Here is a 26,384-nt window from a genome sequence, read left to right on the forward strand (position 1 = left end):
GATCGATATAGGTCCTGTGGACTAGAAATTTAAGACAAATCAATATCCAGACACACTGGAAAATGGTCCGAGGCCGCCAGTAGTGCCTCGCGCAGTTCTATATTTTCGTAAATTTCTGCGTCTTCAAACGGGTGCCAGATCCGCCAATTTGGCGACAGGCCTGTCAGCCCGGGTGATATCATCACATAGTCCAACAAGGCGCGGAAATAACGTTTGGTCTGCGCGTTATAAAACCGCGACGTGCTGGGCATGGCCGTTGTCCGAGGCTGAAATGCTTGCCGCGCATTTGGATCCAGCAATTCGGTCCCCATTACAATCTCGACTGAAGAGCGGCCAAACAGACGTTCGTATTCATCCAGGCCCGGCCCATCGTTCAGATCACCCATCACGATGAGATCCTGGCCCTGCTGAAGGTGTTGCTCTATCCGTCGACGTAACCAGATCGCCTGCGCCAACTGCTTGCGCCGATTGGCAATCGACAGCCGGATCACCGCAGCGTCATTGCGGGCACCGTGTGGGGCCTTGGATTTAAGATGTGCACCAATCAGGCGAAGTTCACGCCCGGACTTGGTGGTCATGGCCAGCTCTAGTGGCGGTTTGGAGAACTTCACATGGTCCAGCTTGGCATCAATATCCAGGTCGATCTTGAACACGTCATCGAACTGCGGCGCATCGGTGGTTTGCAAGGGATCATGGCGCACGCTCAGTACGTCCGGATCGTACATCAGCGCGATTTCCTGCTGGGTGTCATTGGCAAAGCCCATCAACACAGTCCGCGCCCGCACGCCAGCCCGTTCGGCGAAATGTTCAAGCGCCTTAACTGTGCTTTGGGTGCGCCCTGAATTGGGGGCCTCGACCACCATGACTGCATCGGCATCCAGTGCCTGAAACACCTCGACCAGGGCATGGCCTTGGGTATAGCGGTCAATGCCATGCCGCCCCGAGGGTTCCTGATCCAGGATCAGGTGGTCCTGCTCGTCAAACAGGGACGCAAACCACTCTACATTATAGCTGACCAGCCGCATATTTTGCACATCCGTTGATCTGGTCCCAAGCCCGGTTGATATCGATCATCCGCTTTTCCGCCAGTCGTACCGCTTCTTCGGGAACACCACGCGCGATCATCGCGTCCGGGTGGGTTTCGCGCACCAGCTGGCGCCAGTGTTTGCGGATTTCATCGCGCGGCATATCGGGGCTTACACCCAAGATGGTAAAGGGATCCTGCGGCGCATCCGGCACAAAACGCGCGCGAAGAGCCCGGAACTGCGTTAATTCCAGTCCAAAAATCTGCGACACTTCGCGCAGGAACTCGTTTTCATTGGGGTGATAGAACCCATCCGCCATGGCGATGTGGAACAACCCTTCCATCAGGTCGCTTAGGGTGGTGGGATCATCGGCAAACATCGCCTGAATACGGCGGGCATATTCGCGAAAGCCCGCCACATCGGTGCGGGCCATGTTGAACACACGCGCAGCACCCGCCTCGTCATTCTGGGCAATCTGGAACACCTCGCGAAAGGCTGTGACCTCGTCTCGGGTGACATGCCCATCCGCCTTGGCCATCTTGGCCCCCAACGCAATCACCGCGATGGCAAAACCCACCGATTTCTCGGGTGAGCCCCGCAGGTGCTCAAAGACCTGCGACAGGCCTTCGCCTTTGGCAAGCGCGGCGAGCGCGTCGGATATGCGTGACCAGAGTGACATATGACGAGGTTAACCCTTTTTGTCCGAGCCGTCAGGCGCGACTTGCGACCTGGGCGACAGAAATTTCTGCATGAATATCGTATCTAACCACTGGCCGTTCTTAAATCCAACCTCAAGCAACCGACCGGTTTCACTGTAGCCCATGGCGGCATGAAACTTCAAACCAACAGGATTGGCGTTGCTGATGCCGGCCACCAGCACATGAATGCCGCCTGCGCACGCGGCCTCTTCGACGGCTGCCAACAGCGCGCGCCCTGCCCCAATTCCCTGCGCATCGGGTGCAAGATAAATCGAATGCTCGGCTGTATGCGCATAGCCGGGACCACCGCGAAAACTGCCGTAGAAGCCATAGCCCAAAATCAGGCCATCCTGCTCGGCCACAAAGACCGGGAGATCAGCTTGGATCACGTCCTCCCAATCGCTGAGCGGTTTTTCAACGGTGGTGAATGTGATCAGCGTGTTGCGGACATAGTGACCATGGATGCCCGCCACAGCTTGGGCGTCTGTTGCCAGCGCACGACGGATGATCACGTTAGAACCCGCCGCCCATGTGGGGTGGCGAAACGAGCCTCGAACCCAGCCTCGCCACTTTCATAGGCCACCCGATCATCCTGCAAGGATAACAGGGACTGCAATTCATCCGCCTTGGGATGCGACAGGGTCAAACGCTCCAAACGTACCCCCTGTTGGGTTAGTTTTGGGGCTGGGTGTGGGCAATGCCACTGGATCAGTGCAGGGAAAACATTGTCATAGGGCAAGATACCACCGGCTGGCACCGCCATATCCCAGCGCAAATCTCCACGGGTCAGGGCAACCGGGTGACCTGCCCCATCTGGCAAGCCCGTCAACTCGCCGACCATATCATCACAACGACAAATCCAGTTGCTGATCCGCGGCAAGCCAGAAAAGCGATCCAAATCAAACCAGCGCGGGCTGCGTTGCGGTTCTGCGTCAGGATCAATGGCAATGGCCTCTAGGTACAAACCGTCTGCCAACCCCAGAAGATAGTTGTGGGTGCCAAACATCGCGTGTTGTCCACCACCCTGCATCGGCACCCCCAGGGCCTGTTCTACATGGGCCGTCGCCGCCTCAAGGCTTTCGCCAGCCACTGCCAGATGATCCAGTTCCATCACGCGCTCCTCTGTTTGGGGCCACCTTATCCCCGCGTCCTTGGCGTACAAGAACAAACACAGTCAAAGCTATGAAACCCCTTGCAATTGCCCGAGAAAGCGGCGCTTGACACATCGACCTGCCGGTTTGATGGTTGGTCGAACACATCCCAACCGTGATCGGAGTTCCATGCCAAGCCCAGTTAAATGCGCCCGGCTGTTTGCCGACAGCGCCGGTGAGAGTCATTTTGAGGATGTCGAGATTGATATGGCCTCGGTGCAATACGCCCCACCCGCTCCGGCTTTGGATGTCTCGGCGCCAACAGCAGCCAATCAGGTCTTCTGGTTTCGCTTTCCCGCAGATTGGGAAGACGCCGCACATCCGTCGCCTCGTCGGCAGTTGTTCATCGTTCTGGAAGGAGCCGTAGAAGGCTGGACCAGCACTGGCGAGACCCGCATTTTCAGACCGGGAGACAGGTTGTTGATGGAAGACACCACTGGCAAAGGCCATGGAGCCAGACCTGTGCATGGTGAGGCGGTGGCTGTTGTGATCGCTCTGGACTAACGATGCCCAGACCCGCCCGCTTTTCCGCTATTTCTTGCCTTCGAACCCTTTCACAGTTTTAATGAAGCCATTGGTTCCGTAAACGTTTGAACAGGTGCAACATGAAGAGCTTCATTCCAATCGGCGCAGCAGTGGCCCTGGCGCTAAGTTTCCCAATTGATTCCTATGCCAAAGACAGAGGCAACAAGCCCAACAACGCAAAAATCGTTAAGCCGGGGAATGGACCCAAAGCCGTACCCCCAGGACAGATCAGGCGCTATACACGCGGGGCAAAACTCCCAGGCGATCTAAACTTTGAAAACATTGGAGATCTATCGAAGTGGAAGCTCAAACCACCAGGGCAAGGTAACCGCTACATTCGTGTCGGAGATGATATTCTTGAAGTCTCTGATGATCTGAGTACAGTCGTCGATGCGGTTGGAATTGTTGGTGATTTGCTGAAATAACAAGTTCAGTTGCCTGCCTGACATTAAAAACTAAGGAGGCATCACCTGTATGAGAAAAGTTGAACAAATCAACGCTTTGCTGAAAAGCATCGAGACCGGCGACGCGGCTGCAGTCGCAGTGGTCAACGAGGATCGCTATATCCAGCACAACCCCCAAACCCATGAGGGTAGCGAAGGTCTGGCGCAACTCTTTGCACGCCTGTCAAAAACCGGCCCCAAGGTGAACATGGTGCGCGGGTTTGAAGATGGCGATTTTGTCTTTGCCCAGATGGAATACGATTTTTCCAGCCGCAAGATCTGTTTCGAGGTGTTTCGGTTTGAGGATGGTCAAGCAGTGGAGCACTGGGACAACATCCAGGAACGCCAAACCCCAAACCCCTCGGGGCGCAGCATGGTGGATGGCGCCACCGAGGTTACCGATCTGGACCGTACCGAAGACAACCGGGCATTGGTGCGTGATTTTATACGCACAGTGTTGGTGGGCGAAAAACTGGATCAGTTACCTGACTTCATTGCCGAGGATTTCATTGAGCACAATCCAGATTCCGAGGATGGCCTAACTGCTCTGCGGATCCGTTTAGGAGGAAATCAGGGCAGCGATCAGCGCATTGATTACCAGACCCTGTACTGGGTGCTAGCACAGGGGAATTTTGTCCTGTCGGTGAGCGAGGGATATCGGGGCACGGATCATTGTGCCTTTTATGATCTGTTCCGTATCGATAACGGAAAGCTGGTAGAGCATTGGGACACCACCGAAAAGATCGCCCCACGCAGTGAGTGGAAGAATGAAAACGGGAAATTTTAGGTGACTATTCAAATTCGCAAAGCAAGGCCCGACGAAGCTGAAATTCTAACCGACATCTCAATGCGCTCCAAACAATCGGCCGGATATGATGATGCCTTCATGGAAGCCTGCCGAGACGAGCTCAAGATCCAGCCAGAAGACATTGAACATAAACACTATTGGGTGGCTGAGAGCGGTCAGGTGTGTGGCCTCATTGGACTGGACGTTGAGCCAGACACGGGCACTGCTGAAGTGACCTCTTTCTTTATTGACCCGGCTTTAAAACGCCAGGGCATTGGTCGCCTTATGTGGCAAGAGATTGTGACACAGGCCCACAGCCTTGGACTAAAATCGCTCACACTGGCGTCGGAACCCGCTGCGGTTCCATTCTACACCGCGATGGGGCTTGCAGTTGTTGGAGAGGTCCCGTCTGGATCAATCAAAGGGCGGGTATTGCCCAAAATGGAGCTGGTGCTGAGCTAAATGCCTTGGGCCATAGGTGTTGATGTAGATGTGTCGCCCGGTCGTCACTTGCGCTTCAGACGGCGTTCGATCTGGCGTTTCTCCCAATCGCCGCCAAAGAAGTTGACGATCTCAAAGACGTTGAGCCCATGAGATGCAAGGCCAATCCCCCAGCCAAGTGCAGGCCAGACTACCCAGAAGTTGTCGGGACTTGTGGCAAGATTCAAAATGGTTAACCCAGTCATAACAATGCCGTATTGAATGGCGTGCATGTAAAAAGCCTTGATATCACGCACGTATTCCATGGCCTCACGTTCCTCAGCAGCCAGTTCCGGCACTGTTTGGGTATCTTCTACGGACATGGTGTGTTCCTTGCTCAAGCTCATGAAGTCGACTTCCAGAACCGCAGCAAGACATTTCAGTGTTTCGGGGCTGGCGTTTGCGCCACGTTCGATGCGTTGCAATGTTCGCGTGCTCACACCAGCCATGCTGGCCAGTTGTTCCTGCGAATAGCCTTTGTCCAAGCGGAGTTTTCTAATGATCACTGAATACCGTCCTGCAGTTCATAAACACTCACTGCCACTGGGCCAGTAAAACGGCCACGACAGCACCACGACATTTCGCCGACACAGGGCTGCCAGTTTGATCAGACAGCCATGGGCTATTGAATACATGTAACTCGTTAACAGGCCCGCTGACAAACATGTCCCGTCCTAAACTCAGTTAGATCACCAGTTATGCCCAAACCCAAATGGACCAGACTGCAGCCACCAGTGTCGGATAAAACGTTCCGGCAAACCCCAATGCTCGCAACGGTGGCGAGACCAAGTAACCAATCCAGAACAGCACACGCATGGCGGCAAAACCCAGCCCCAGTGATATTGCCACAGCGCCACCTAGTGACACGGCTGCAAGGGGCCAAATGGCCAAAGCAAGAACCAGCTGTTCAACTGTGTTGGACAAAACCCGTTGCGCGATCTCATTTGAGGAACCGGGGGCAAAAGCTTCGCCGTCGATGATGCCATCATCAAAGAAACGCCGCTGTGCCAGAAACCCAATTACCGCAGCCAGGAACAGCCCCGGCGCAACAAAGGCAAAGGGCAAGGCCATTGGAGTTGGAATGTATTTAACCCCCAACCACTGCGGTCCGCCAACCAGCAGTACCCCCCAAAGGGCCCCGCCGACCATTCCCAGCGCGATTTTATTGCGTTTTCCCAAGACACACCCTCCGCTTTATGATGGCAATACAGGTGCCCCGGTGGGCCGCATCGTGCAAGTCAAAACCAGTATCCAGTTAAACATTCCTTTTCTAGAGCACACTCTAAAACCAGGTTTCTTGCCCACAAGTCAAAACCACTTTCATTATTTTTAGGAGTAATTCAACAACGGCTCTTTGCTAATTGTTCCATTTGCAAACCACATAGAAAAAAGGTGACACCATCTGACCCAGCACGCCCAAAAGAGGATATTAAATACTATAAATCAACCCAAGATAATTACTCCCATGAGTTTGAATAACAACTTAAAAAGTATTCTGACAAAACATGAATTTCTGCTACCAATTGGCTCAGCCCATTTTCTTTGGTCATTAACCCGCGAATACCACTACCCTTTCCTATGGAGGCTTCTTTGAAATTAAAATCTATAACGGGCATATTCTCGGCACTTGCATTGGCTTTGCCGTTGACCCTTGGCACCACAAAAGCGTCAGCAGACCCCTACATTGGCCAGGTGAGCCTATTTGGCTTCAATTTCTGCCCTGGGGGCTGGTTCCCGGCGGATGGGCGCCTCATGGCTGTCCGCGATTACCAAGCCCTGTTCTCTCTTTATGGTTCAATCTATGGCGGGGATGGGCGCACTACATTTGCCTTGCCTGACCTGCGCGGCAGGGCACCGGTCGCTATGGGTACCGGCCCTGGCCTAGGGACCCATCCTATCGGCAAGAGATATGGAGAGGCAAATCACCTCCAAACGGCGGCGGAGGTTGGTGCGCACAGTCACTTGGTAAATGGAACCAATGCAGCGGCAACAAAACACGGTCCAGGCGCTGATTATTTAGCCGCCCCATACCACGCCGATGGAAGTGAACTCAACATTTATGCTGACGGCCCGCCAACCCGTCAAATGGATCCGGGGGTCATTGCCAATAACGCGGGCGGGATACCCTTTAATGTTGAGGGCCCCCGTCTCGCCATGAACTGGTGCGTCGCAATCCAAGGCATCTATCCGCCAAGACCTTAAGGTCACCACACCTGCCCTCCCCATACATCGTGGGAGGGCAGACGTTGTGTTTGTTGCAAACGTTAGGCGTGCGCGTCGCGGATGAGTTGCAGAATGTTCTGCGCCGCTTCGGGGATGTTGGTACCGGGGCCAAAGATCGCCTTTACCCCATTGTCATAGAGGAAATCATAATCCTGCTGTGGGATCACCCCACCGCAGATCACGATGATATCCTCGGCGCCCTGCTCTTTCAGCTCGGCCACCAGCTGCGGTGCCAGCGTTTTATGCCCGGCCGCTTGTGACGAGATGCCAATCACATGCACATCGTTGTCCACCGCATCCTGAGCCGCCTCGGCCGGGGTTTGGAACAGCGGACCAACATCGACATCAAAGCCGATATCGGCAAAGGCAGTGGCAATCACTTTGGCGCCACGGTCGTGACCGTCCTGGCCCATCTTTACCACCAGAAGACGCGGGCGGCGGCCTTCTTCTTCGGCAAACTCATTGATGCTCTGCTGAATGGCGGCAAAGCCTTCGTCGCCTTCATATGCGGAACCATAGACACCCGCCAGGGTTTTCACCTCAGCCCGGTGACGGCCAAACTCTTTCTCCATCGCCATGCTGATCTCTCCAACTGTGGCCCGCGCGCGGGCGGCCTCAACAGCGGCAGCCAACAGGTTGCCACCTTCCTTGGCGCAGGTTGTCAGGGCATCCAATGTGGCCTGACAGGCATCCTCATCCCGCGTCGCGCGGATTTGCTCCAGACGTGCAACTTGGCTTTCGCGTACGGCCACGTTGTCGACATCCAGAATGTCGATCGGGTCTTGCTCGTCCAGTTTGTACTTGTTGACGCCCACAACCACCTCGTCGCCACGGTCGACCATCGCCTGACGCTTGGCGGCACTTTCTTCGATACGCAGTTTTGGCATACCTGAGGCCACAGCCTTGGTCATGCCGCCCATTTCCTCGACCTCTTCGATCAAGGCCCAGGCTTTGTCGGCCAGCTCGGCAGTCAGACTTTCGACGTAATAGGATCCGGCCAGAGGATCGACCACATTGGTGATGCCGGTTTCCTCTTGCAGGATCAGCTGGGTGTTGCGGGCGATGCGGGCCGAAAAATCAGTTGGCAGGGCAATCGCCTCGTCCAATGCGTTGGTGTGCAGGGACTGGGTGCCACCCAGGGCGGCCGCCATCGCCTCGTACGCGGTCCGGACAACGTTGTTGTAGGGGTCCTGTTCCTGCAGCGAAACACCCGAGGTCTGGCAGTGGGTGCGCAGCATTTTGGAGCGTTCGGATTTAGCGCCGAATTCCGTCATGATGCGGTGCCACAACAGGCGGGCGGCGCGCAGTTTGGCAGCCTCCATAAAGAAGTTCATGCCGATGGCAAAGAAGAAGGACAGACGGCCAGCGAACTTATCGACGTCCATGCCGGCCTCGATCGCGGCGCGGACATATTCGCGGCCATCGGCCAGCGTATAGGCAAGCTCCTGCACCAGGTTCGCCCCGGCCTCTTGCATGTGGTAGCCGGAAATAGAGATCGAGTTGAACTTGGGCATCTCGTTGCTGGTAAATTCAATAATGTCCGACACAATCCGCATCGAGGGTTCCGGCGGGTAGATATAGGTGTTGCGGACCATGAACTCTTTCAGAACGTCGTTCTGAATGGTGCCAGCCAACAGTGACTTATCGTGGCCCTGCTCTTCACCGGCGACGATGAAACTGGCCAAAATTGGCACAACAGCACCGTTCATGGTCATCGAAACCGAGACCTTGTCGAGCGGGATGCCGTCGAACAGGATTTTCATATCCTCGACGCTGTCGATGGCCACGCCAGCCTTGCCCACATCACCAACCACGCGGGGGTGGTCGCTGTCGTATCCGCGATGAGTGGCAAGGTCGAACGCCACAGAAACACCCTGCTGACCCGCGGCCAGATTACGGCGGTAAAAGGCGTTGCTCTCTTCGGCGGTAGAGAAACCGGCATATTGCCGGATGGTCCAGGGGCGGCCTGCGTACATTGTCGCTTTCACCCCACGGGTGAAGGGGCCTACCCCGGGGACAGAGCCCATGTGAGGCAGCTCTGCGGTGTCGTCTTCAGTATAGAGCGGCTTGACCTCGATCCCTTCGAGGGTTTGCCAGTTCAGGTCTTCAACGGCGCGGCCGCGCAGTTCTTTCTCAGCCAGCGCCCGCCATTCGTCTGTCTTGGTCGTCATGGGGTCTTCCTCTTGTCAGGTCTGTGCGAGCTGGGTTCGTGCCCTGCCCTGCTTTGTCTGGATCTTGTTTCAACTGCACCAACCCGTCGCCACCGGCGGCGAGCCACATCAAATCATCGGCATAGGCTTCGCGAAGCGCCGCAATCTGCACCTCGTCAAAGGGCTGCCAGCGCCCCTCGCCCTGTGGCAGTTGACTGGCCACTGAGCTTTGCAATTGGTTGCGCAGCTCTGGCAGTTGAGGCGTCGTATTCAGCCGGATGCGCGCATTGCTGCTTGGCATCTCTTCTCCGACCATTGCAGTCAGCTGCGCCTCGGGGCGGCCGCCGAATGTTTCAAACGTCATCGCCCAGATCTGGGCGCCAGGTACTGCGCAGGCCACATCGGTCAAAACATCGCGCCAACTGCGTGGACTGGTCACCAACCGATCGAGCATCGCGGCACTTGGCACCCGGTGGCCACGTGACACACCGTAAGCCAGCGCCGACGCCCAATAGCTCTCGAGGCTGCGCAAGTTGACGACAACATCCGTAACCTGCCCGTCAAAAGCCTGAGCAAAGCGCGCCATCCGTTCGCCAACGCCACAGTACAGTTCACCCAGTCGCAGGTTCTCGCGCACGGTGCCCATCATATTTTCATCGCTGATCAACAGATGATCCAACCCCTGCTCCGCAGCTTGGGCCAAATGCATCTGTACACGGCCCTCGCCTCGGCGCTGTGGATCACGACCCGTGGCAGCAGCTGGCCCCGGTAAGATCCCGTTGAACAGACCATTTCGGGTCCGATCTGGCCCCCAAGCCTCAATTCCGCGCATCCGCAATGTGTCAGAATTCAGCTGTAGATATTCCTGAAAACTAGTGGTGGCGCAGCGGTGTGCCCCAATATGCAAAAACACGTTCATCGATTTGCCCGTCCTATGGCCACGGGCCACACAAAGCGGCCGATTTGAAGAAAACTGCAAGATCATTACCTACAGACCCTCTCAAACCGATTAACGTTGAATGTTTTTTTGCTGCTAAGTGGCGATTCTCCCATCGCAATTTCCGCTGAGGTGCATATATTCATCGGGACAGGAGACATAATGAAACCATTCCTAGCCCTTGTTCTGGCGACATTAATCCCAGCACCCCTTACTGCACAGGAAACCGCCAATCCGGTTATCCCAGCATTTATACAGCCTGGAACTGACAGCGATCTGAGCGAGTTTTTGTGGAAAAACCGGCCCATTGTTGTCTTTGCCGACAGCCCGGATGACCCGCGTTTCCATGAGCAGATCGACCGCCTGTCGCAAGGGGTCGAGGCGCTGTTTGAACGCGATGTGGTGGTTCTGGTCGACACTGATCCCAGCGCCAATTCCGCGCTGCGCCAAAAGCTGCGGCCACGCGGGTTCATGCTGGTTCTGGTGGGCAAGGATGGCGGTGTTAAATTACGCAAGCCAAGCCCATGGACGGTGCGCGAGCTGACCCGCACCATCGATAAATTCCCCTCGCGGATACGCGAGATCGAGGAACGGCGCGGCAGCTGAGCCATCACACCGTCCCCCGGGAAAAGAAGAGTTGTTCGTTGGCCCGATCCAGCACCGCCATCACATTACCGTTGGGGTCAAACATCAGCACCGAATTGGGATCGAGTAGCGCCCGCAGGTAGGCCTCCTTGATCTCGTCACTCATGCAATCTTTACCCGCCACACCTGAGGACAGCACACCCAATCCCTGCGGCAGGTCCTTGGACATGATTTGTTCGGACACCGCATTGGGCGAAAGCCCCTTAACGTCAAACGCAACGGGCTTGCCGTCATCCAACAGGACCATACCGGTAGCAATAGAACGCGCTTTGGAAATCAGCGACTTAACGCGAAGCTCTTCAACCTCAAAAACGGCTGCGGTACAGCTCATCGAGGATTTGAAATAAGCGGTATCACCGAGGTTCACCCAATCAGCAAGACGCGCGCGCACCTCACTCTCTTTGTCCATGGCGCAAGCGGTCAGAGCTGTCAGGAGCAGCCCCGCCAATAGTGCCTTTGCGAGCCGGAGGTATGGTTGCGCCCTAGTCATTGAGACGTCTGCGCATTTAGAGAACAGATGGTTTCAGTAGGACACGCCACAAACTGTAAAGTCCCAACAGCACCCGGCATAGATGCCTCGACCGATGTCCTGACGTAAACTGCGTGCGGGTCGAATCCCTGATCAGCTCCCCCAAGTGTCAGTTCTTCTCCAAGGGTGGACTTACAGATCCAGTCCCCGCTCGTTGTCAGAACCGCTATATCAACCGCCCATTTGATATGATCCTCTCCATGATCACTCACATCAAGAAACAATAGGTCAGGCTGTCCGCTGATCTTGGTCAGAGGATAGAAGCCAAATCGGTAGCTGCAAGGCGTTCGAACCCGGTCTGCCCGTTCGTTCAGGCTCGCCAAGGTAACAGACAGATGGTCGGGTACTCCGGTGGGTATTTTCCAATCAGGCCGGGGAAGCGGAGGATGATAAAAGGCATAGGTTTTGGCTGCGATTGATCCGGCCCCCATCAGGACAATTGCGCCAGATGCCAGCGAAACCTTCACTGCATGGCGAATCTGGGTTCGGTAGACAACCGCAGATAGCCAAAACACAGCAAAGGCTGAGAGGATCAGCATTACAGGGAGCAAGCTGGTCCAATGATCTGTTTCCAGTATCGAAATTAGATTGGACTTTTCCATGATGTAGAGAACCAAAGTCCAAATGGCTCCGCCCACGAAAAACAAACCAAAACTGGGGCGTTTTTTAGTAACCAACCAGAGCGCCAGCCAAGCAAACAAAAAACCACCCACGAAGATCAAAATAGAAATTTTCTCTACGGACGTTGGCAGCTGACCCACAACAAACTTCCACGCCCGCCCGGCCAAATAGACCCCGCCCACAAAGGCGGGGACCGCAGCACAGAGTGCAACTATGAAGCGCCAGAGGCTCACTCGAACTCCATGATCACATCATCCACCGCCAGGCTATCGCCCGCGGCGGCGTTGATTTTGGACACCACGCCCTTTTTCTCGGCACGCAGGATGTTTTCCATTTTCATCGCCTCAACGGTGCACAGGGCCTGGCCCTCTTGCACTTCGTCGCCCACCTGCACAGCCACATTGACGATTAGGCCGGGCATTGGGCAGAGCAGCAGTTTGGATGTATCCGGCGCAACCTTTTCAGGCATCAGCTTGGCCAGTTCTGCCTGACGCGGGGTGCGTACATGCACTTTCATATCTGCCCCGCGGGACCGGATGCGGAAACCACCGGAGATTTTGCCAACCTTCAGCACCAGCTTCTCGCCGTCCACATCCAACTCGGCCAGTTGGTCGCCGGGGCTCCAACTGCTGGTGACGCGTTTTTCGATGCCGTCGGCGAAGACAATAGTCGACCCGTCACGATCTGCATCAATAGTCATCGCATAGTCTTCACCTTGCAAGGACACGACCCATTCAACACCAACCCGGCGCTCGTGGTTGTCCATGCGCCCCGACACGCGGGTACGGCGAATTTCAGCAACGCGGTGCATGGCTGCACAGGCCGCTGCAATGCGGCGCAGAGCCTTTTCCGGCAACTCAACACCATCAAAGCCGTCTGGGTATTGCTCTTCGATAAAGGCAGTGGTCATTTCACCCGCGATAAAGATCGGGTGATCCATCACTGCTGACAGAAATGGCAGATTGTGGCCAATGCCCTCGACCTCGAACCCGTCCAGCGCATTGCGCATGTGCTCAATGGCCTCCCCTCGGGTTGGCGCCCATGTGCAGAGCTTGGCAATCATCGGGTCATAATACATCGAAATCTCGCCGCCCTCATAAACGCCAGTGTCGTTGCGTACCACGTGGCTCTCCTCGACCACCTCGAATGGAGGGCGATACCGGGTCAGACGCCCGATTGAGGGCAGGAAACCACGATACGGGTCTTCGGCGTACAGGCGGTTTTCAATCGCCCAGCCGTTCAGCTTTACGTCTTCCTGCTTGATGGTCAGTTCTTCGCCATTGGCAACTCGGATCATCTGTTCGACCAGATCCACACCAGTGATTAGCTCGGTCACCGGGTGTTCCACCTGCAGGCGGGTGTTCATTTCCAAGAAATAGAAGTTTTTGTCGCCATCGACGATGAACTCCACGGTCCCAGCCGAGGCATAGTCCACCGCTTGTGCTAGCGCGACGGCCTGTTCTCCCATCGCCTTGCGGGTGGCTTCGTCCAAGAACGGACTTGGCGCCTCTTCCACAACTTTTTGCTGACGGCGCTGGATCGAGCATTCGCGCTCGCCCAGATAGATGCCGTTGCCGTGGCTGTCACACAGAACCTGAATTTCGATATGGCGCGGTTGGGTGACGAACTTTTCAATGAAAATCCTGTCATCCCCAAAGGAATTGGCGGCTTCGTTTTTGGAAGATTGATAGCCTTCGCGGGCCTCGTCATCGTTCCAGGCAATCCGCATACCTTTGCCACCGCCACCGGCTGAAGCTTTGAGCATCACCGGATAACCGATTTCGTTCGAGATTTTCACTGCCTCGTCAGCGTCCTCGATCAGGCCCATGTGGCCCGGAACCGTAGACACGCCAGCGTCCTGAGCGATCTTTTTGGAGGTGATCTTATCCCCCATCTTTTCAATCGCACCCACTGGCGGGCCTACAAAGGCGACGCCCTCGGCCGCCAGGGCACTGGCGAATTTGGAGTTTTCCGACAGGAAACCATAGCCGGGATGCACCGCCTGTGCGCCGGTCTGGCGGATCGCATCCATGACCTTGTCGATGACAATATAAGACTGATTGGCGGGTGGCGGGCCGATATGCACGGCCTCGTCTGCCATTTCCACATGTAGCGCGTTGCGGTCGGCATCCGAATAGATGGCGACGGTCTGGATACCCATCTTGCGCGCGGACTTGATAACGCGGCAGGCAATCTCGCCGCGGTTGGCGATCAGGATCTTGTTAAACATGGGCAGTCCTTTGTCTTCTGGATGTCGGAACGCAAAACACCGCATCCCGGTCAGGTGCCGGGTGCGGTGATTGCGATGTGTTCAAGGCGGTAATTGCGGGCTGAACAGCCAGCCCAAAAGGCCAGCTAACCCAACTAGCAGTTACGGGGTTTTTCTTTGCAGTAGATAAGGTTGGTCGCCACGCCAACGGCCGCACCCGTGACCGGGTTGCCATCAAGTAGGATCGAGCCAAGTGCCCCTGCCCCTGCGCCGTATGCAACCTGTTCACCTGTGGTGCTGCCACAGGCGGCCAAACCTGCGCAAAAGCCAAGTGTGATCGTGATATTAACTGCCCGCATTGCTGTCTTCCCTTATGCTGAGACATTGCTTTGACGGTGGTCAAAGCTTGCCAGCACTGGGTATTCAAGACCATCAGGGCAGCTTGAATATTATGCGCAAAATGACGCCCAAACAGAGACTTACGCTGGCAACCTTTCGCCAATGATGGCCGCACAACATCGCAGGTCGGCTTAACATTGCCACACGCGCAAGAAACCGCCATCTTCAGGGCCATCTCTGGGTGGTTATTAAACCGCATCTGCAACATCTGGCCAATCACTCCCCAAAGACGTCCGGAAACGACAGCGCAGCCGCCCGCAGGTCAAGCACCAGCAGTGCGTCATAGCTTTCCGGATCAAATGGATCTTCGGCAGGCAGAACTTCGCGCTCAAACAGCCAGCTGATGCGGCCGGCGTCTAGGTTACCACGCTCAAAAGGCTGATCGCCGAACTGTTCCCACAATGCCTTGATAAATCCGGCATCGGCACGGCGATCAGCCGGGCGCCGGTCATGGTACCGCTCGCGTCGCGATATTGAAGTGACCCCTTTGGGGTTTGGCCGTCGAATTGTGAATTGGAAATCTGTGCCCGGCAGTCGGCCGGGGAATCCGCGATGTTTTAGCATGATAGCGCCTTTCGCCCGGCGCTGCGCGGAGATATGGGGACCGACCGCAGGGCCGGGCCCCAATTGGTATTACTTGTATTTGCCGGTGTATACTGGCTCTTCCGAGATGGGCTCGGGTTCGACAATGACAAATTCTTCTTCTTGCTGCCCACAGGCAGCGACGGCGGCCAGCAGGCCAACCATAGCGAATAGTTTGATGCTCTTGGACATTTCTGTCTCCTGTTTGAAATATAGAAACCAACCTGGCATTGGATTGCCAGTGGTTCCGACCTCATATGACGAGTTGCGAAATTGCAGCTCGGTGCCATGTTAACGTGTATTTCAGCCAGATTACATCCAAATCGCGGCATCAGCGGGGCATGTGGCCGCAAAGCCGCAACATTCCGCCTAGATAAGCCAAGTTTGGCAAGATATTGAGGAGACATCAGAACTCCTCCCAGAGACAGCGACTGCCGTCAGGGGTGTAGCTCTCAAAAAACTGGGTGGCATCCGGGTCAAGATCGCCAAAGCTCACATGTCGATCCATCAGTGAGATCACAACGCGCACAGGGGCAATCTGGTGGCTGGCCAGATAGGGCATTGCCAGTTCGTCACACAAGTGATCCATATCCGGTCCGGCCAGATCATAGCTGACACTGCCGGTTTCACGGGTGATCGCAGGCGCAATAAAGCGGAACCGAGCCCACAGCTCACCCGGGGCTTCGTCCAGCAGCACCTCGGTCAGAGTGACATCCTGGCCCGAGGGCACAGGAAAGGGTTCATCCGCCATCGCGGGGGCTGTCAGACTGAGCAAAAGGGCCAGACATCCGCAGCCCCACCCCCCAAACAAGTGGGCTCCTCCGGGTAGGGCTGCTGGCGCTGCGCCAGTGGCGCGCGCTGTTCTATGTCGGCTGCGGCGGATCATGATGTGAATTTACTGCACATGTCAATTAGTGAGTTTGGATTGAGCGACTTCCATATGAGATCGAGGGGGTTGCTAAAGCCCGCATGGGAGGTCCCAAACGTCTGATCTTTCCAAACCTGCATCATCCCGCTGATTCCTCAGCGTTTCTCAGATTGGTCAAAGTTTCGTCCTCAAACTTCCAATAGTCCGGGCCTGCAAGCGTTTTCCAATTTCGCCCTGTCTCTCGGGCAACAATCATCGCGCTTTGGCTCAAACTCATTTGTTCGCCACGGAAAATCACGCTGTTAGCAGGGCCGACGACACAGGTAGTGTCATCGTCAAAGACTGAGTGCAATTGAGAGCCTTCAACGATTGGCACCATGTCAAACGTGAATCTTGGACGCCGTGCGCGCGCACGTTCCAACGCTCGTGCATCGTCTTGATCGTCGATAACGTCTTCTCTAGGCGTAACATCTCTGAGACCAAAGGCTTTGAGAATAGCTGTGGGCTTATCAGGAGAAATTCGAAAAAACTCTCTACGTTCTCTCACTCGATGGTCACCAAAGGCAACGTGCAGGGCCTTCTCTGCGACAAGAGCATTTTCCACTTCCCAAGCTGAAAAACACTCAAAAGGTAAAGGAAGCCCTGTGGTGTCAAGCTCCTTCATCCGGCGCTCCACGCTGGACGAAGTAAGCCCGACTTTGACCAAACCCGGCATTGCTTGATTGGTTAGAACGTAAACGACATCTACCATCAGAACGCCTCCTACAACGGAATATTATCGTGCTTTTTCCACGGGTTCTTCAGCGACTTACCCCTCAACGAGGCAAAGGCGCGGCTGACACGGCGGCGGGTGGAATGGGGCTGGATCACCTCATCAATAAACCCTCGCTCGGCCGCGACAAACGGATTGGCAAAGCGGTCTTCGTAATCGGCCGTATGCTGCGCGATCTTGTCGGCATCGCCCAGATCCGCGCGGTGGATGATCTCGGTTGCGCCTTTGGCCCCCATCACTGCGATCTCGGCCGTGGGCCAAGCATAGTTGAAATCGCCGCGCAGGTGTTTGGACGACATCACGTCATAGGCCCCACCGTATGCTTTGCGGGTGATCACAGTGACCTTGGGCACCGTGGCTTCGCCATAGGCAAACAGCAGCTTGGCGCCGTGTTTGATAACGCCGCCATATTCCTGGGATGTACCGGGCAGAAATCCGGGCACATCGACCAGGGTCAGGATCGGAATTTCAAAACAGTCGCAGAAGCGCACAAACCGTGCCGCCTTGCGCGAGCTGTCGATGTCCAGACAGCCTGCCAGAACAGTTGGCTGGTTGGCCACCACACCCACGGTCTGCCCCTCAAGACGGATAAAGCCGGTTAGGATGTTCTTGGCAAAGTCTTCCTGGATTTCATAAAAATCCCCCTCGTCCGCGACCTTGTGGATCAGCTCCTTCATGTCATAGGGCGAGTTGGGATTGTCAGGGATCAGAGTATCGAGGCTGGCTTCGATCCGGCCCGGCTCATCAAAGAACGGGCGCACGGGCGGCTTTTCTTTGTTGTTCAACGGCAGGAAGTCGACCAAGCGGCGCACTTCGGCCAGCGCCTCAACATCGTTTTCAAAGGCACCATCGGCAACGCTGGATTTCTTGGTGTGCGTTGATGCGCCCCCCAGTTCCTCGGCTGTTACCGTCTCATTGGTCACGGTTTTCACCACGTCCGGGCCAGTGACAAACATGTATGAGGTGTCTTTGACCATAAAAATAAAGTCGGTCATCGCTGGCGAGTACACGGCGCCACCGGCACATGGCCCCATGATGACCGAAATCTGCGGCACCACGCCCGAGGCCATCACGTTGCGCTGGAACACCTCGGCATAGCCAGCCAGCGAGGCAACGCCCTCTTGGATACGCGCCCCTCCGGAATCATTGATGCCGATGACAGGCGCGCCGTTCTGCATCGCCATATCCATGATCTTGCAGATCTTTTGCGCGTGGGTTTCCGACAGCGATCCACCAAAAACGGTGAAGTCCTGAGAGTACACATAGATCATGCGACCATTGATGGTGCCCCAACCGGTGACAACCCCGTCACCGGCTGGGCGCTGCTCTTCCATACCGAAGTCGGTGCAGCGGTGGGCGACAAACATGTCAAACTCTTCAAAACTGTCTTCGTCCAACAGCAACTCGATACGCTCGCGAGCTGTCAGCTTGCCGCGACCATGTTGCGCGTCGATACGGCGCTGACCGCCCCCCAATCGCGCTTCCTGACGGCGGCTCTCCAACTCAGCAAGAATATCTTTCATGGCCCATATCCCCTATTGATTTGGCGCGACCTTATCTTGCGCAACGGGCGGACCCAAGGCAATTTTCGCAAATTTGCAAATTCAATACAGAGGCAGCGTCGCAAACTGCAAATATGCTAATAGGTGTACTTAGATTTTCTTGTGCCGAGCAATGGACAAGAGTGCCCATCTGACCTAAGCCAGACCACATGCAGAGTTCATCGCGCCGTTTTTTCAAACGCAACAGCCCACCTCATATCTCAACCCTGATCCTGCTAGCAGGCATATCTGCTCTAGGGATGAATGTGTTCCTGCCATCGCTGCCCGGTATGGCGGTGTATTTTGAGGCTGACTATCGCCTGATGCAGCTATCTGTTGCACTGTATCTGGCTGTGAATGCAGTGGTACAGATCATTGTCGGGCCGATTTCCGACAAAGTGGGGCGCCGGCCGGTGATCCTGGCCGGGATCGTGTTTTTCCTTCTGGCAACGCTGGGCTGCATTATGGCACCAACGGCCGAGATCTTCCTGCTCTTTCGCATGGCCCAGGCCGTTGTTGCCGTCGCCATGGTGCTCAGCCGTGCCGCTGTGCGCGATCTGTATGATGCAGACCAGGCGGCCAGCATGATTGGCTATGTCACCATGGGTATGGCCGTGGTGCCGATGATTGGCCCCGCTATTGGTGGCGCGTTGGATCAGGCCTTTGGCTGGACCGCCAACTTCTGGCTGCTGTTTGGTATGGGCCTGCTGATCCTGGCCTTTACCTATTTTGATTTTGGCGAAACCGCCCACAAAAGCGGCAAGACACTGGTGGCGCAGTTTCGCGAATACCCGGAACTTCTGCGCTCCCCTCGCTTTTGGGGCTACTCACTGGCCTCGGGGCTGTCATCAGGTTCGTTCTTTGCCTACCTTGGCGGCGCACCTTTTGTCGGCACCGAGATTTATGGCTTGAGCACCGCACAACTCGGCCTTTACTTCTCGGCTCCAGCAATTGGCTATTTCGCAGGCAACTTCCTGTCTGGCCGATATTCGATGCGGATTGGCATCAACCGCATGGTGTTCTGGGGCTGCTGGATTAATGGGATTGGCGTTGCCCTATCGCTGGCACTGGCCTTTGCTGGTCTGGATAACGTCTACACCTTCTTTGGCTTTATGACGTTTGTCGGCGTTGGAAACGGCATGGCAATTCCCAACTCAACCGCTGGTGCCCTGTCGGTCCGTCCACATCTGGCCGGCACGGCTTCGGGATTGAGTGGCGCACTGATGCTGGGCCTTGGCGCCGCACTCAGCGCCTTTGCCGGCTGGGTGCTGGGCGCAGGTTCAACTGCCACGCCACTGCTGGTGATCATGCTTGTCACTGCGGTCCTTGGCATCACCTCAATCATGCTGGTCATTTCACGCGAGAAGAAGTTGGCCCTGCAATAACGCGCAAAGGGTGCGACGCCCTGCCCCTTGCGGCGTCGACTTTGCAATTCTACAGTTCGCACAACTCGGATTTGCAAAGGCAGCTTTATGGCCCCTCAAAAACTCTATGCCGGTGCCAAGCTGCGCGAGATGCGCACCCGGCTGGCGCTGACGCAAAAGGACTTTGCCGCAAAACTTGGCGTGTCGCTGCCCTATCTGAACCAGATGGAGAACAACAATCGCCCCGTCAGCACCACGGTGGTACTGGCACTGGCGCAGGAATTTGGTCTGGATGTCACCGAGCTGAGCACCGGCGACAGTGAACGCCTGGTCAGCGACATGCGCGAGGCTTTGGCCGATCCGGTCTTTGCCGATGATGCCCCGCCGCTGGCAGATCTGCGCCTAACCGCGTCAAACGCCCCAGCGCTCGCCCGCGCCTTTCTCGAGCTGCACCGTGCCTACCGCCAAACCCACGAACGTCTGGCCTCGCTCGACGAGGCCTTGGGGCGCGAGGATTCACGCATTCAGGCCAGCCCCTGGGAAGAGGTGCGTGACTTTTTTCACTATTGCGACAACTACATTGATGCGGTGGATCGCGCGGCTGAGAAGTTCGCCAATGTCGGCGATGGCCGCAAGGCTGCAATTTCAGCACTCAAGGCCGCCGGCATCACCGTTCAGGAAAGCAACCTGGACAGCTTGCGCCACTATGACAGCGACAGCCGCACCTTGCACCTGTCAAACCGCTCCGTGCCGCAAACGCAGGTGTTTCAACTGTTGCTGCAGGTGGCTCTGTTGCGCCAGAACAAGCTCCTGGAGGCCACGCTGGATTTTGCCCGCTTCAACAGCGACGAGGCCCGATCGATCGCCAAGATCGGCCTGGCGAATTACTTCGCTGGAGCGGCCCTAATGCCCTATGGCGCGTTTCTGGCCGCTGCACAGGAGTGTCGCCACGATCTGGAGCTGCTATCGACCCGGTTTGGCGCCTCGATCGAACAGGTCGCACACCGTTTGTCGACACTGCAACGCCCCGGCGCCAAGGGTATTCCGTTTTTCTTTGTGCGGGTGGATCAGGCCGGGACAATTACCAAGCGCCACTCGGCCACGCGGCTGCAATTTGCCCGCTTTGGTGGCGCCTGCCCGCTGTGGAATGTCCACCGCGCCTTTGAAACCCCAGGCCGATTTCTGCGCCAGCTGGCCGAAACCCCAGACGGCGTGCGCTATATCTCACTGGCGCGGGATGTCTCAAAACCCGGCGGCTCTTTTGGCTCCCCCGTGCAGCGCTACGCCATTGCTCTGGGCTGCGAGGTGCGCCATGCGGATTCGATTGTCTATGCCGACAACATGGGGGTAGATAACGAGAGCGCTTATGAACCGATTGGGATTTCCTGTCGCATTTGCGAACGCCAGCATTGCCATCAACGATCGGTTCCACCGCTGGAACGGCGGCTGACCATCAACACCAATACACGTGGCGTTTTGCCTTATGAAGTGAGTTAACGCGGACGATTTTCTGTTCGGCCAAGGCACGTGCCTGACCTTGGGGAGGTGCAAAGCTCCTTCCAGGTCTGGCGCGGGCCGTGCCGCGATGCGCCACAGCCCATGTTGTCCCTATCTAAGCCTTAGACAAAATACCCCAGATCTCATCCTTTAGAGCAGCCCGCGTTTTGCGCAGGTCCACTTCGGCCAGATCTGCAACCGGCTCCACATTTGTCTCAGCCCGGTGTACCGCACGGTTCACCTCGTGATACTCATCCGCCAGCTTGGCAAAATGCGCATCCGATTGCTTCAGCGTGCTGATTTCACCAACCTTATCCGGGAATTCCTCGGCCAATTCATGCGGGGTATTTGCCATGTGTTCGCTCCTTATTTCTTGGGTCGAACACAGGCTAGTTCAGCTACGACTCGGACACTTTGACCGGGATCAAATCACCGCTGCATTTCCTGCCATTCAGGGTGGAACCACGGCTCGGCATTAGAGGCAGGCAACTGGCGCCCCAAAATATGATCCGCAGCCTTTTCCCCAGTCATGATCGACGGCCCATTCAGGTTGCCATTGGTCACGCGCGGGAAGATCGAGCTGTCGGCAACCCGCAGCCCCTCCACCCCGATGACACGGCATTCGGGATCGACCACCGAGGTCTTGTCATCTGCTGCGCCCATCTTACAGGTGCCACAGGGATGGAACGCACTTTCGACATGTTCGCGAATGAAACTGTCCAGCTCATCATCGCTTTGCATATCAACACCCGGTTGGATCTCGCTTTTCACAAATGGCTTGAAGGCATCCTGCTCAAAGATCTCGCGGGTCAGGCGGATGCAGCGGCGGAAGTCCTGCCAGTCTTGTTCGTGCGACATGTAGTTAAACAGGATGTTCGGCGCATCCTTGGGGTCACTGCTGGCCAGCGTCACCTCGCCGCGCGAGGGCGAGCGCATCGGCCCTACATGCGCCTGGAACCCGTGCCCCTCGGCTGCGGCCTTGCCATCATAACGCACAGCCATTGGCAGGAAGTGATATTGGATATCCGGGTAATCCACCCCCGCCTGCGAGCGGATAAAGGCAGCCGATTCAAATTGGTTTGACGCACCAAGACCGGTCTTGGTGAACAGCCACTGCGCCCCGATCATCGCCTTGCTGAACAGGTTCCAGTGTTTGAACAGGGTGATTGGCTGGGAACAGGCCATTTGCAGATAAAGTTCCAGATGATCTTGCAGGTTCTGCCCCACGCCGGGACGGTCTGCGACTACATCAATCCCATGTTCCGCCAGATGTTTCGCAGGTCCAATACCAGAAAGCATCAGGATCTTGGGCGAGTTCAGCGAGCTGGCAGAGATAATGACCTCGCGGTTGGCACGGATCACCTCAATCTTACCGCCCTTCTCAACCTCAACCCCAACAGCACGGCCTTCCTCGATCACCACGCGGCGCACAAAGGCACGGGTCAGCGAGCAGTTTTCCCGTTTAAGTGCGGGCTTCAAATAGGCATTGGCCGCAGACCAACGACGGCCCTTGTAGACCGTCTGCTCCATCGGGCCAAAACCCTCTTGCTGGTGACCGTTGTAGTCATCCGTCACCGGATACCCGGCCTGACGCCCAGCCTCGACAAAGGCGTTGTGCAGCGGATTGTTACGCGGACCACGCGACACATGCAGCGGGCCGTCGCCGCCGCGCCAGTCAGAATCGCCCCCGTGGCCGCCGTCGTGCCAGGTTTCCATCCGTTTGAAATAGGGCAGTACATCGGCATAGCTCCAGCCCTGCGCGCCGCTTTTGGCCCAGTGGTCATAGTCGCCCGCGTGACCACGCACATAAACCATGCCGTTGATAGAAGACGATCCGCCAACCACCTTGCCGCGCGGCGTCACCAGTTGCCGCCCACCCAGATGTGGCTCGGGCAGTGTTTTGTATCCCCAGTCGTACATCCCCATATTCATCGGGTAGCTCAGGGCCGCCGGCATTTGGATAAACGGCCCGACATCACTGCCGCCGTGCTCGATCACCTGCACCTGATGACCAGCCTCGCTCAGCCGATAGGCCAGCGCACAGCCAGCCGAACCGGCCCCAACAACCACATAATCCGCGTTCATCTTGTCTCTCCAGCCGCGCTCAGCCTAATCGCAGACAGCCCATCATGCCCGCTTCGAAGCGCTTATTGACTACTAAAACCGTTTTTTAAATGGCTATACAAGTTTTTCTTGTTCCAAACAACAAGAGTTGCAACCCCGGGCCAGCTCGGCAATCATGCGGCATGAGCAGAAAACGTATTCGTGATATTCGTAATGAAGAGCTGATTGAGGCCACCATCATCGCCGTGCATAAACACGGCTATGGCGCTGTAACCATGGCAGATATTGCCCAGGTGGCCGGGGCTTCGGCGGCCTCAATCAATTATTATTTTGGCTCCAAAGAAGGCCTGATGGAAGCCACCATGCGCCATCTTTTGCGTAAACTGCAGGCCGCAATGATCAACGGCTATGGCCGGGCCGAAACTCCAACCGAGCGTCTTTATGCGGTGATGGATGCCAATTTTTCGGATCAGCTGTTCACGGTCGAGCAATGCAGCATCTGGATGCAATTCTGGGCCAATGCGCCCTACTCCAAGCATCTCGCCCGTCTGCACCACCTGAACCGCGCGCGCGTACGCAGCCATTTCCGCGCTGAATTGCGTCGCCTACTGCCTGCCGAAGAAATCGAAACCGCGCGCCAAGCCCTGCAAAGCTATATGGACGGGGCCTGGTTGCAGGCCGCCTTGTCTGAGCGCCCGTTGGATCCACGAATTGCACGAACGGCGGCGCACCGGGTTGTGGACCTGGTGTTATCTTGACTTGGTTCGTTTCCTAGAACTGTTTCGTCCGGCGGAACGCCGGGCAGCACCCGCCCGCCCCCACGGCGGGTGCTTTGCCCCCACCTCGGCCGGCACTGCCCTTAGTGTTTCAAGCCCTGTTCAACAGGTTCTAAACTTTGGTCGCCATATCCGGTGGTGTGATGGCACGGCGTTTCAGCACAGCTTCGCGCCAGGTTATAAAACTCACCGCCGCCAAAATTAGCCCGCCTCCACAAACAACCCAGATATCCACCGGCTCGGCAAAAACCAGTGCGCCCAGCGCCGTAGCCCAGACCAGTTGCAGAAACGTCACCGGTTGGGTCACCGTCATCGGGGCTGCAGCAAAGGCCAGCGTCATCGCATAATGCCCCGCTGTGGCAAAACAGGCCACGCCAAACAGGATCGCAACCTCACCCAGTGTCGGCGTCACCCAGACCGCAATGGCAAAAGGCGTCAGCCCAACCGTCACCCAGATCGACAACATCGCCACCACCACCGTGGGGTTGGTGCCATCCACGGTGAATTTGGCCAGCAGATATGACGCACCAAAGGCCATGGCAGTAAACAACATGGCGATGTGCCCCGGTGAGACTTCGCGAAATCCAGGCCGCAGGATGATCAGCGCGCCGATCAAAGCCGCCACAATCGCACCAACCCGGCGCAGGGCCAGACGTTCGCCCAGAAACAGGGCTGCACCCAGCGTCACATAGACCGGTGACAGGTAATTCATCGCCGTGACCTCGGCCAACGGGATCTGGGTCATCGCGTAAAACCACAAGATCACACCCAATGAGTGCACCAAGCCGCGACCGGCAAACAGCCCCCACAGTTTAGGTGTCAGATTGGTGCGGCGCACCGCGCCCAGCATCGGCACCAGAAAAACCAGCCCCAGCAGATAGCGCAAAAAGGCGGATTCAGCGGGCGGAATACGGGTACCGAGATATTTCACCAAGGCCGTCACCGCGACAAAGCACAACCCCGTCAGCAGCATCCAGACAACGCCCATCACAGGCTGATATTGGGGATTCTGTGTCATATCCGGACCCAACACCCAAACAGCCGACGTGACAACCCTTCACATGGCAATCATTTTCGAAACCACGCACCACCCGGCTTTGCAGGGCGGAACAGGGGTGGGCGGCGGTGCTGTTTTACCCTGCAAAGCCTTTTGCTCAGGGCAGTGGAATAAACTCCTGATCGTCACCCGGCGGCAGTTGAAACCGCCCCTGCTCCCAGTCTCCAGCAGCCCAGGCCGCTTTGGCCTCTTCGATCTTCTCCTTGGAGGAGGCAACGAAGTTCCACCAGATATGGCGCGGCCCATTCATCGTCTCACCGCCCAGCGCCATCAAACGCGCACCCTGTGGTCCTGCCGTCACCGTGATCGCATCACCGGGGCGAAACACCATCATCCGACCGGCTTCAAAGGTGTCCCCTGCAATTTCTACCGAACCCTGGGTGATATACAGTCCGCGATCCTCGTGATCATCAGGGAGCGGCAGCTTGGCGCCGGGCTGTAAGACCACATCTGCATAGAAGGTTTCCGAATACATCGTCGCAGGCGCTGTCTCTCCCCAAGCCGTGCCCAAGATCAGCCGCACCTCTTTGCCTTCACCTTCCAGCAGCGGCAGCGCTCCTTTGCCGTGATGTTCAAAGCTGGCCGGTGTGTCCTCGTGGCTGTCGGGCAGCGCAATCCAGGTCTGGATGCCAAACAGTTTGCTTTCACCGCGCCGGGTTGCCGCCGAAGTACGCTCGGAATGGGTCACACCTTGGCCCGCCACCATCCAGTTCACCTCACCCGGATAGATCATCTGATGGGTGCCCAGACTGTCGCGATGCTCAAACTCGCCGTCGTATAGATAGGTCACAGTGCCCAGCCCGATATGGGGGTGCGGTCGCACATCAATCCCCTGCCCGGTCAGAAATTCAGCCGGGCCCGCCTGATCAAAGAAGATAAAGGGCCCCACCATTTGTCTGCGTGGCGCTGGCAGGGCGCGGCGCACTTCAAACCCGCCAAGATCGCGGGCGCGTGGGATAATCACCGTCTCGATATCATCCAGATTGCCCGCATCCGGGCATTGCGGTTCCAGGCTTGGGTTCCAGCTCATGATGGTCTCCT

General features: G+C 56.6%; 30 protein-coding genes. 9 read left to right on the plus strand and 21 right to left on the minus strand.

What is annotated here, in order from left to right; translation table 11 throughout:
- Positions 1 to 29: 29 nt before the first annotated feature.
- The 4 genes from AC2T28_RS10035 to AC2T28_RS10050 are packed head-to-tail and all read right to left on the minus strand — an operon-like array spanning position 30 to position 2,834.
- Positions 30 to 1,025, minus strand: coding sequence for an endonuclease/exonuclease/phosphatase family protein (locus AC2T28_RS10035; protein WP_486748832.1), 996 nt, complete (start codon positions 1,023 to 1,025; stop codon positions 30 to 32).
- Positions 1,006 to 1,704, minus strand: a complete 699-nt coding sequence (locus AC2T28_RS10040) for a TerB family tellurite resistance protein (protein ID WP_486748833.1) — start codon at positions 1,702 to 1,704, stop codon at positions 1,006 to 1,008. The genes AC2T28_RS10035 and AC2T28_RS10040 overlap by 20 nt, the downstream gene beginning before the upstream one ends.
- A 9-nt stretch (positions 1,705 to 1,713) precedes the next feature.
- A complete protein-coding gene (locus AC2T28_RS10045) occupies positions 1,714 to 2,235 on the minus strand; it encodes a GNAT family N-acetyltransferase (protein ID WP_486748834.1) in 522 nt (173 codons plus the stop codon).
- The gene (locus tag AC2T28_RS10050) at positions 2,232 to 2,834 is read right to left on the minus strand and encodes a VOC family protein (protein WP_486748835.1); all 603 of its coding nucleotides are present in this window, start codon (positions 2,832 to 2,834) and stop codon (positions 2,232 to 2,234) included. Before AC2T28_RS10050 ends, AC2T28_RS10045 begins: the two co-directional genes overlap by 4 nt.
- 169 nt (positions 2,835 to 3,003) lie before the next feature.
- Between AC2T28_RS10050 and AC2T28_RS10055 the strand changes: the two genes are divergently transcribed.
- From AC2T28_RS10055 to AC2T28_RS10070, 4 genes are all read left to right on the plus strand, one after another.
- Positions 3,004 to 3,378, plus strand: coding sequence for a cupin domain-containing protein (locus tag AC2T28_RS10055; protein WP_486748836.1), 375 nt, complete (start codon positions 3,004 to 3,006; stop codon positions 3,376 to 3,378).
- 101 nt (positions 3,379 to 3,479) lie between these two features.
- Positions 3,480 to 3,824 carry a hypothetical protein gene (locus tag AC2T28_RS10060; RefSeq protein ID WP_486748837.1) on the plus strand — a complete coding sequence of 115 codons (345 nt, stop codon included), beginning with the start codon at positions 3,480 to 3,482 and terminating at the stop codon, positions 3,822 to 3,824.
- Positions 3,825 to 3,873: 49 nt separating this feature from the next.
- Entirely contained in the window at positions 3,874 to 4,629 is a 756-nt protein-coding gene (locus AC2T28_RS10065) for a nuclear transport factor 2 family protein (RefSeq protein WP_486748838.1), read from the plus strand.
- Positions 4,630 to 5,091: a GNAT family N-acetyltransferase gene (locus tag AC2T28_RS10070; RefSeq protein WP_486748839.1), complete on the plus strand. Its 462-nt coding sequence runs from the start codon at positions 4,630 to 4,632 to the stop codon at positions 5,089 to 5,091.
- A gap of 44 nt (positions 5,092 to 5,135) precedes the next feature.
- On the opposite strand, the gene AC2T28_RS10075 is transcribed toward AC2T28_RS10070, so the two are convergent.
- Positions 5,136 to 5,615: a 2TM domain-containing protein gene (locus AC2T28_RS10075; protein ID WP_486748840.1), complete on the minus strand. Its 480-nt coding sequence runs from the start codon at positions 5,613 to 5,615 to the stop codon at positions 5,136 to 5,138.
- 190 nt (positions 5,616 to 5,805) lie between these two features.
- Complete coding sequence (locus tag AC2T28_RS10080) at positions 5,806 to 6,288, minus strand: MAPEG family protein (protein ID WP_486748841.1); 483 nt, start codon at positions 6,286 to 6,288, stop codon at positions 5,806 to 5,808.
- A gap of 411 nt (positions 6,289 to 6,699) precedes the next feature.
- On the opposite strand from AC2T28_RS10080, the gene AC2T28_RS10085 reads away from it, so the two are divergent.
- The gene (locus tag AC2T28_RS10085; RefSeq protein WP_486748842.1) at positions 6,700 to 7,311 is read left to right on the plus strand and encodes a phage tail protein; all 612 of its coding nucleotides are present in this window, start codon (positions 6,700 to 6,702) and stop codon (positions 7,309 to 7,311) included.
- Between the two features lie 62 nt (positions 7,312 to 7,373).
- Here AC2T28_RS10085 and scpA read toward each other — a convergent pair whose 3' ends face one another.
- Entirely contained in the window at positions 7,374 to 9,503 is a 2,130-nt protein-coding gene (scpA, locus tag AC2T28_RS10090; RefSeq protein ID WP_486748843.1) for a methylmalonyl-CoA mutase, read from the minus strand.
- The gene (locus AC2T28_RS10095) at positions 9,466 to 10,401 is read right to left on the minus strand and encodes a hypothetical protein (protein WP_486748844.1); all 936 of its coding nucleotides are present in this window, start codon (positions 10,399 to 10,401) and stop codon (positions 9,466 to 9,468) included. The genes scpA and AC2T28_RS10095 overlap by 38 nt, the downstream gene beginning before the upstream one ends.
- A gap of 180 nt (positions 10,402 to 10,581) precedes the next feature.
- Here AC2T28_RS10095 and AC2T28_RS10100 point away from each other — a divergent pair, with 180 nt between their 5' ends.
- Positions 10,582 to 11,025, plus strand: coding sequence for a DUF4174 domain-containing protein (locus tag AC2T28_RS10100; RefSeq protein ID WP_486748845.1), 444 nt, complete (start codon positions 10,582 to 10,584; stop codon positions 11,023 to 11,025).
- Between the two features lie 4 nt (positions 11,026 to 11,029).
- On the opposite strand, the gene AC2T28_RS10105 is transcribed toward AC2T28_RS10100, so the two are convergent.
- From AC2T28_RS10105 to AC2T28_RS10145, 9 genes are all read right to left on the minus strand, one after another.
- Positions 11,030 to 11,473 carry a hypothetical protein gene (locus tag AC2T28_RS10105; protein WP_486748846.1) on the minus strand — a complete coding sequence of 148 codons (444 nt, stop codon included), beginning with the start codon at positions 11,471 to 11,473 and terminating at the stop codon, positions 11,030 to 11,032.
- A gap of 77 nt (positions 11,474 to 11,550) precedes the next feature.
- Positions 11,551 to 12,132, minus strand: coding sequence for a hypothetical protein (locus tag AC2T28_RS10110; RefSeq protein WP_486748847.1), 582 nt, complete (start codon positions 12,130 to 12,132; stop codon positions 11,551 to 11,553).
- A gap of 311 nt (positions 12,133 to 12,443) precedes the next feature.
- Positions 12,444 to 14,444, minus strand: a complete 2,001-nt coding sequence (locus AC2T28_RS10115; protein ID WP_486748848.1) for an acetyl-CoA carboxylase biotin carboxylase subunit — start codon at positions 14,442 to 14,444, stop codon at positions 12,444 to 12,446.
- 134 nt (positions 14,445 to 14,578) lie between these two features.
- A complete protein-coding gene (locus AC2T28_RS10120; protein WP_486748849.1) occupies positions 14,579 to 14,782 on the minus strand; it encodes a hypothetical protein in 204 nt (67 codons plus the stop codon).
- A 256-nt stretch (positions 14,783 to 15,038) separates the two neighbouring features.
- Positions 15,039 to 15,386 (minus strand): hypothetical protein, encoded by a 348-nt coding sequence (locus tag AC2T28_RS10125; protein WP_486748850.1) that lies wholly within the window; start codon positions 15,384 to 15,386, stop codon positions 15,039 to 15,041.
- 69 nt (positions 15,387 to 15,455) lie between these two features.
- On the minus strand, positions 15,456 to 15,596 hold the full coding sequence (locus tag AC2T28_RS10130) for a hypothetical protein (protein WP_486748851.1): 141 nt from the start codon (positions 15,594 to 15,596) through the stop codon (positions 15,456 to 15,458).
- A gap of 214 nt (positions 15,597 to 15,810) precedes the next feature.
- Entirely contained in the window at positions 15,811 to 16,290 is a 480-nt protein-coding gene (locus AC2T28_RS10135; RefSeq protein WP_486748852.1) for a DUF6497 family protein, read from the minus strand.
- A 121-nt stretch (positions 16,291 to 16,411) separates the two neighbouring features.
- On the minus strand, positions 16,412 to 17,023 hold the full coding sequence (locus AC2T28_RS10140; protein WP_486748853.1) for a GIY-YIG nuclease family protein: 612 nt from the start codon (positions 17,021 to 17,023) through the stop codon (positions 16,412 to 16,414).
- A gap of 11 nt (positions 17,024 to 17,034) precedes the next feature.
- On the minus strand, positions 17,035 to 18,567 hold the full coding sequence (locus tag AC2T28_RS10145) for an acyl-CoA carboxylase subunit beta (RefSeq protein ID WP_486748854.1): 1,533 nt from the start codon (positions 18,565 to 18,567) through the stop codon (positions 17,035 to 17,037).
- A gap of 188 nt (positions 18,568 to 18,755) precedes the next feature.
- On the opposite strand from AC2T28_RS10145, the gene AC2T28_RS10150 reads away from it, so the two are divergent.
- Together AC2T28_RS10150 and AC2T28_RS10155 are read left to right on the plus strand one after the other, a co-directional pair.
- A complete protein-coding gene (locus AC2T28_RS10150) occupies positions 18,756 to 19,970 on the plus strand; it encodes a multidrug effflux MFS transporter (RefSeq protein WP_486748855.1) in 1,215 nt (404 codons plus the stop codon).
- Positions 19,971 to 20,057: 87 nt separating this feature from the next.
- The gene (locus AC2T28_RS10155) at positions 20,058 to 21,446 is read left to right on the plus strand and encodes a helix-turn-helix domain-containing protein (protein ID WP_486748856.1); all 1,389 of its coding nucleotides are present in this window, start codon (positions 20,058 to 20,060) and stop codon (positions 21,444 to 21,446) included.
- A gap of 115 nt (positions 21,447 to 21,561) precedes the next feature.
- Here AC2T28_RS10155 and AC2T28_RS10160 read toward each other — a convergent pair whose 3' ends face one another.
- Together AC2T28_RS10160 and betA are read right to left on the minus strand one after the other, a co-directional pair.
- Positions 21,562 to 21,801, minus strand: a complete 240-nt coding sequence (locus AC2T28_RS10160) for an HP1242/YdcH family protein (RefSeq protein ID WP_486748857.1) — start codon at positions 21,799 to 21,801, stop codon at positions 21,562 to 21,564.
- A gap of 74 nt (positions 21,802 to 21,875) precedes the next feature.
- Complete coding sequence (gene betA / locus AC2T28_RS10165; RefSeq protein WP_486748858.1) at positions 21,876 to 23,531, minus strand: choline dehydrogenase; 1,656 nt, start codon at positions 23,529 to 23,531, stop codon at positions 21,876 to 21,878.
- Between the two features lie 161 nt (positions 23,532 to 23,692).
- On the opposite strand from betA, the gene betI reads away from it, so the two are divergent.
- Entirely contained in the window at positions 23,693 to 24,268 is a 576-nt protein-coding gene (gene betI, locus AC2T28_RS10170; protein WP_486748859.1) for a choline-binding transcriptional repressor BetI, read from the plus strand.
- Between the two features lie 130 nt (positions 24,269 to 24,398).
- On the opposite strand, the gene AC2T28_RS10175 is transcribed toward betI, so the two are convergent.
- Together AC2T28_RS10175 and AC2T28_RS10180 are read right to left on the minus strand one after the other, a co-directional pair.
- Positions 24,399 to 25,304 (minus strand): DMT family transporter, encoded by a 906-nt coding sequence (locus AC2T28_RS10175; protein WP_486748860.1) that lies wholly within the window; start codon positions 25,302 to 25,304, stop codon positions 24,399 to 24,401.
- A 136-nt stretch (positions 25,305 to 25,440) separates the two neighbouring features.
- Entirely contained in the window at positions 25,441 to 26,373 is a 933-nt protein-coding gene (locus AC2T28_RS10180) for a pirin family protein (protein WP_486748861.1), read from the minus strand.
- Positions 26,374 to 26,384: the final 11 nt, after the last annotated feature.

The sequence above is a fragment of the Parasedimentitalea nitratireducens genome, from assembly GCF_057444295.1.

Excerpts from the sequence above, each read along its gene's own strand:
- AC2T28_RS10035 (WP_486748832.1), bottom strand. The coding sequence starts at position 1,025 with ATGCGGCTGGTCAGCTATAATGTAGAGTGGTTTGCGTCCCTGTTTGAC.
- AC2T28_RS10040 (WP_486748833.1), bottom strand. The coding sequence starts at position 1,704 with ATGTCACTCTGGTCACGCATATCCGACGCGCTCGCCGCGCTTGCCAAA.
- AC2T28_RS10050 (WP_486748835.1), bottom strand. The coding sequence starts at position 2,834 with ATGGAACTGGATCATCTGGCAGTGGCTGGCGAAAGCCTTGAGGCGGCG.
- AC2T28_RS10055 (WP_486748836.1), top strand. The coding sequence starts at position 3,004 with ATGCCAAGCCCAGTTAAATGCGCCCGGCTGTTTGCCGACAGCGCCGGT.
- AC2T28_RS10060 (WP_486748837.1), top strand. The coding sequence starts at position 3,480 with ATGAAGAGCTTCATTCCAATCGGCGCAGCAGTGGCCCTGGCGCTAAGT.
- AC2T28_RS10065 (WP_486748838.1), top strand. The coding sequence starts at position 3,874 with ATGAGAAAAGTTGAACAAATCAACGCTTTGCTGAAAAGCATCGAGACC.
- scpA (WP_486748843.1), bottom strand. The coding sequence starts at position 9,503 with ATGACGACCAAGACAGACGAATGGCGGGCGCTGGCTGAGAAAGAACTG.
- AC2T28_RS10095 (WP_486748844.1), bottom strand. The coding sequence starts at position 10,401 with ATGAACGTGTTTTTGCATATTGGGGCACACCGCTGCGCCACCACTAGT.
- AC2T28_RS10100 (WP_486748845.1), top strand. The coding sequence starts at position 10,582 with ATGAAACCATTCCTAGCCCTTGTTCTGGCGACATTAATCCCAGCACCC.
- AC2T28_RS10105 (WP_486748846.1), bottom strand. The coding sequence starts at position 11,473 with ATGGACAAAGAGAGTGAGGTGCGCGCGCGTCTTGCTGATTGGGTGAAC.
- AC2T28_RS10110 (WP_486748847.1), bottom strand. The coding sequence starts at position 12,132 with ATGCTGATCCTCTCAGCCTTTGCTGTGTTTTGGCTATCTGCGGTTGTC.
- AC2T28_RS10115 (WP_486748848.1), bottom strand. The coding sequence starts at position 14,444 with ATGTTTAACAAGATCCTGATCGCCAACCGCGGCGAGATTGCCTGCCGC.
- AC2T28_RS10120 (WP_486748849.1), bottom strand. The coding sequence starts at position 14,782 with ATGCGGGCAGTTAATATCACGATCACACTTGGCTTTTGCGCAGGTTTG.
- AC2T28_RS10125 (WP_486748850.1), bottom strand. The coding sequence starts at position 15,386 with ATGCTAAAACATCGCGGATTCCCCGGCCGACTGCCGGGCACAGATTTC.
- AC2T28_RS10130 (WP_486748851.1), bottom strand. The coding sequence starts at position 15,596 with ATGTCCAAGAGCATCAAACTATTCGCTATGGTTGGCCTGCTGGCCGCC.
- AC2T28_RS10135 (WP_486748852.1), bottom strand. The coding sequence starts at position 16,290 with ATGATCCGCCGCAGCCGACATAGAACAGCGCGCGCCACTGGCGCAGCG.
- AC2T28_RS10140 (WP_486748853.1), bottom strand. The coding sequence starts at position 17,023 with ATGGTAGATGTCGTTTACGTTCTAACCAATCAAGCAATGCCGGGTTTG.
- AC2T28_RS10145 (WP_486748854.1), bottom strand. The coding sequence starts at position 18,567 with ATGAAAGATATTCTTGCTGAGTTGGAGAGCCGCCGTCAGGAAGCGCGA.
- AC2T28_RS10150 (WP_486748855.1), top strand. The coding sequence starts at position 18,756 with ATGCAGAGTTCATCGCGCCGTTTTTTCAAACGCAACAGCCCACCTCAT.
- AC2T28_RS10155 (WP_486748856.1), top strand. The coding sequence starts at position 20,058 with ATGGCCCCTCAAAAACTCTATGCCGGTGCCAAGCTGCGCGAGATGCGC.
- AC2T28_RS10160 (WP_486748857.1), bottom strand. The coding sequence starts at position 21,801 with ATGGCAAATACCCCGCATGAATTGGCCGAGGAATTCCCGGATAAGGTT.
- betA (WP_486748858.1), bottom strand. The coding sequence starts at position 23,531 with ATGAACGCGGATTATGTGGTTGTTGGGGCCGGTTCGGCTGGCTGTGCG.
- betI (WP_486748859.1), top strand. The coding sequence starts at position 23,693 with ATGAGCAGAAAACGTATTCGTGATATTCGTAATGAAGAGCTGATTGAG.
- AC2T28_RS10175 (WP_486748860.1), bottom strand. The coding sequence starts at position 25,304 with ATGACACAGAATCCCCAATATCAGCCTGTGATGGGCGTTGTCTGGATG.
- AC2T28_RS10180 (WP_486748861.1), bottom strand. The coding sequence starts at position 26,373 with ATGAGCTGGAACCCAAGCCTGGAACCGCAATGCCCGGATGCGGGCAAT.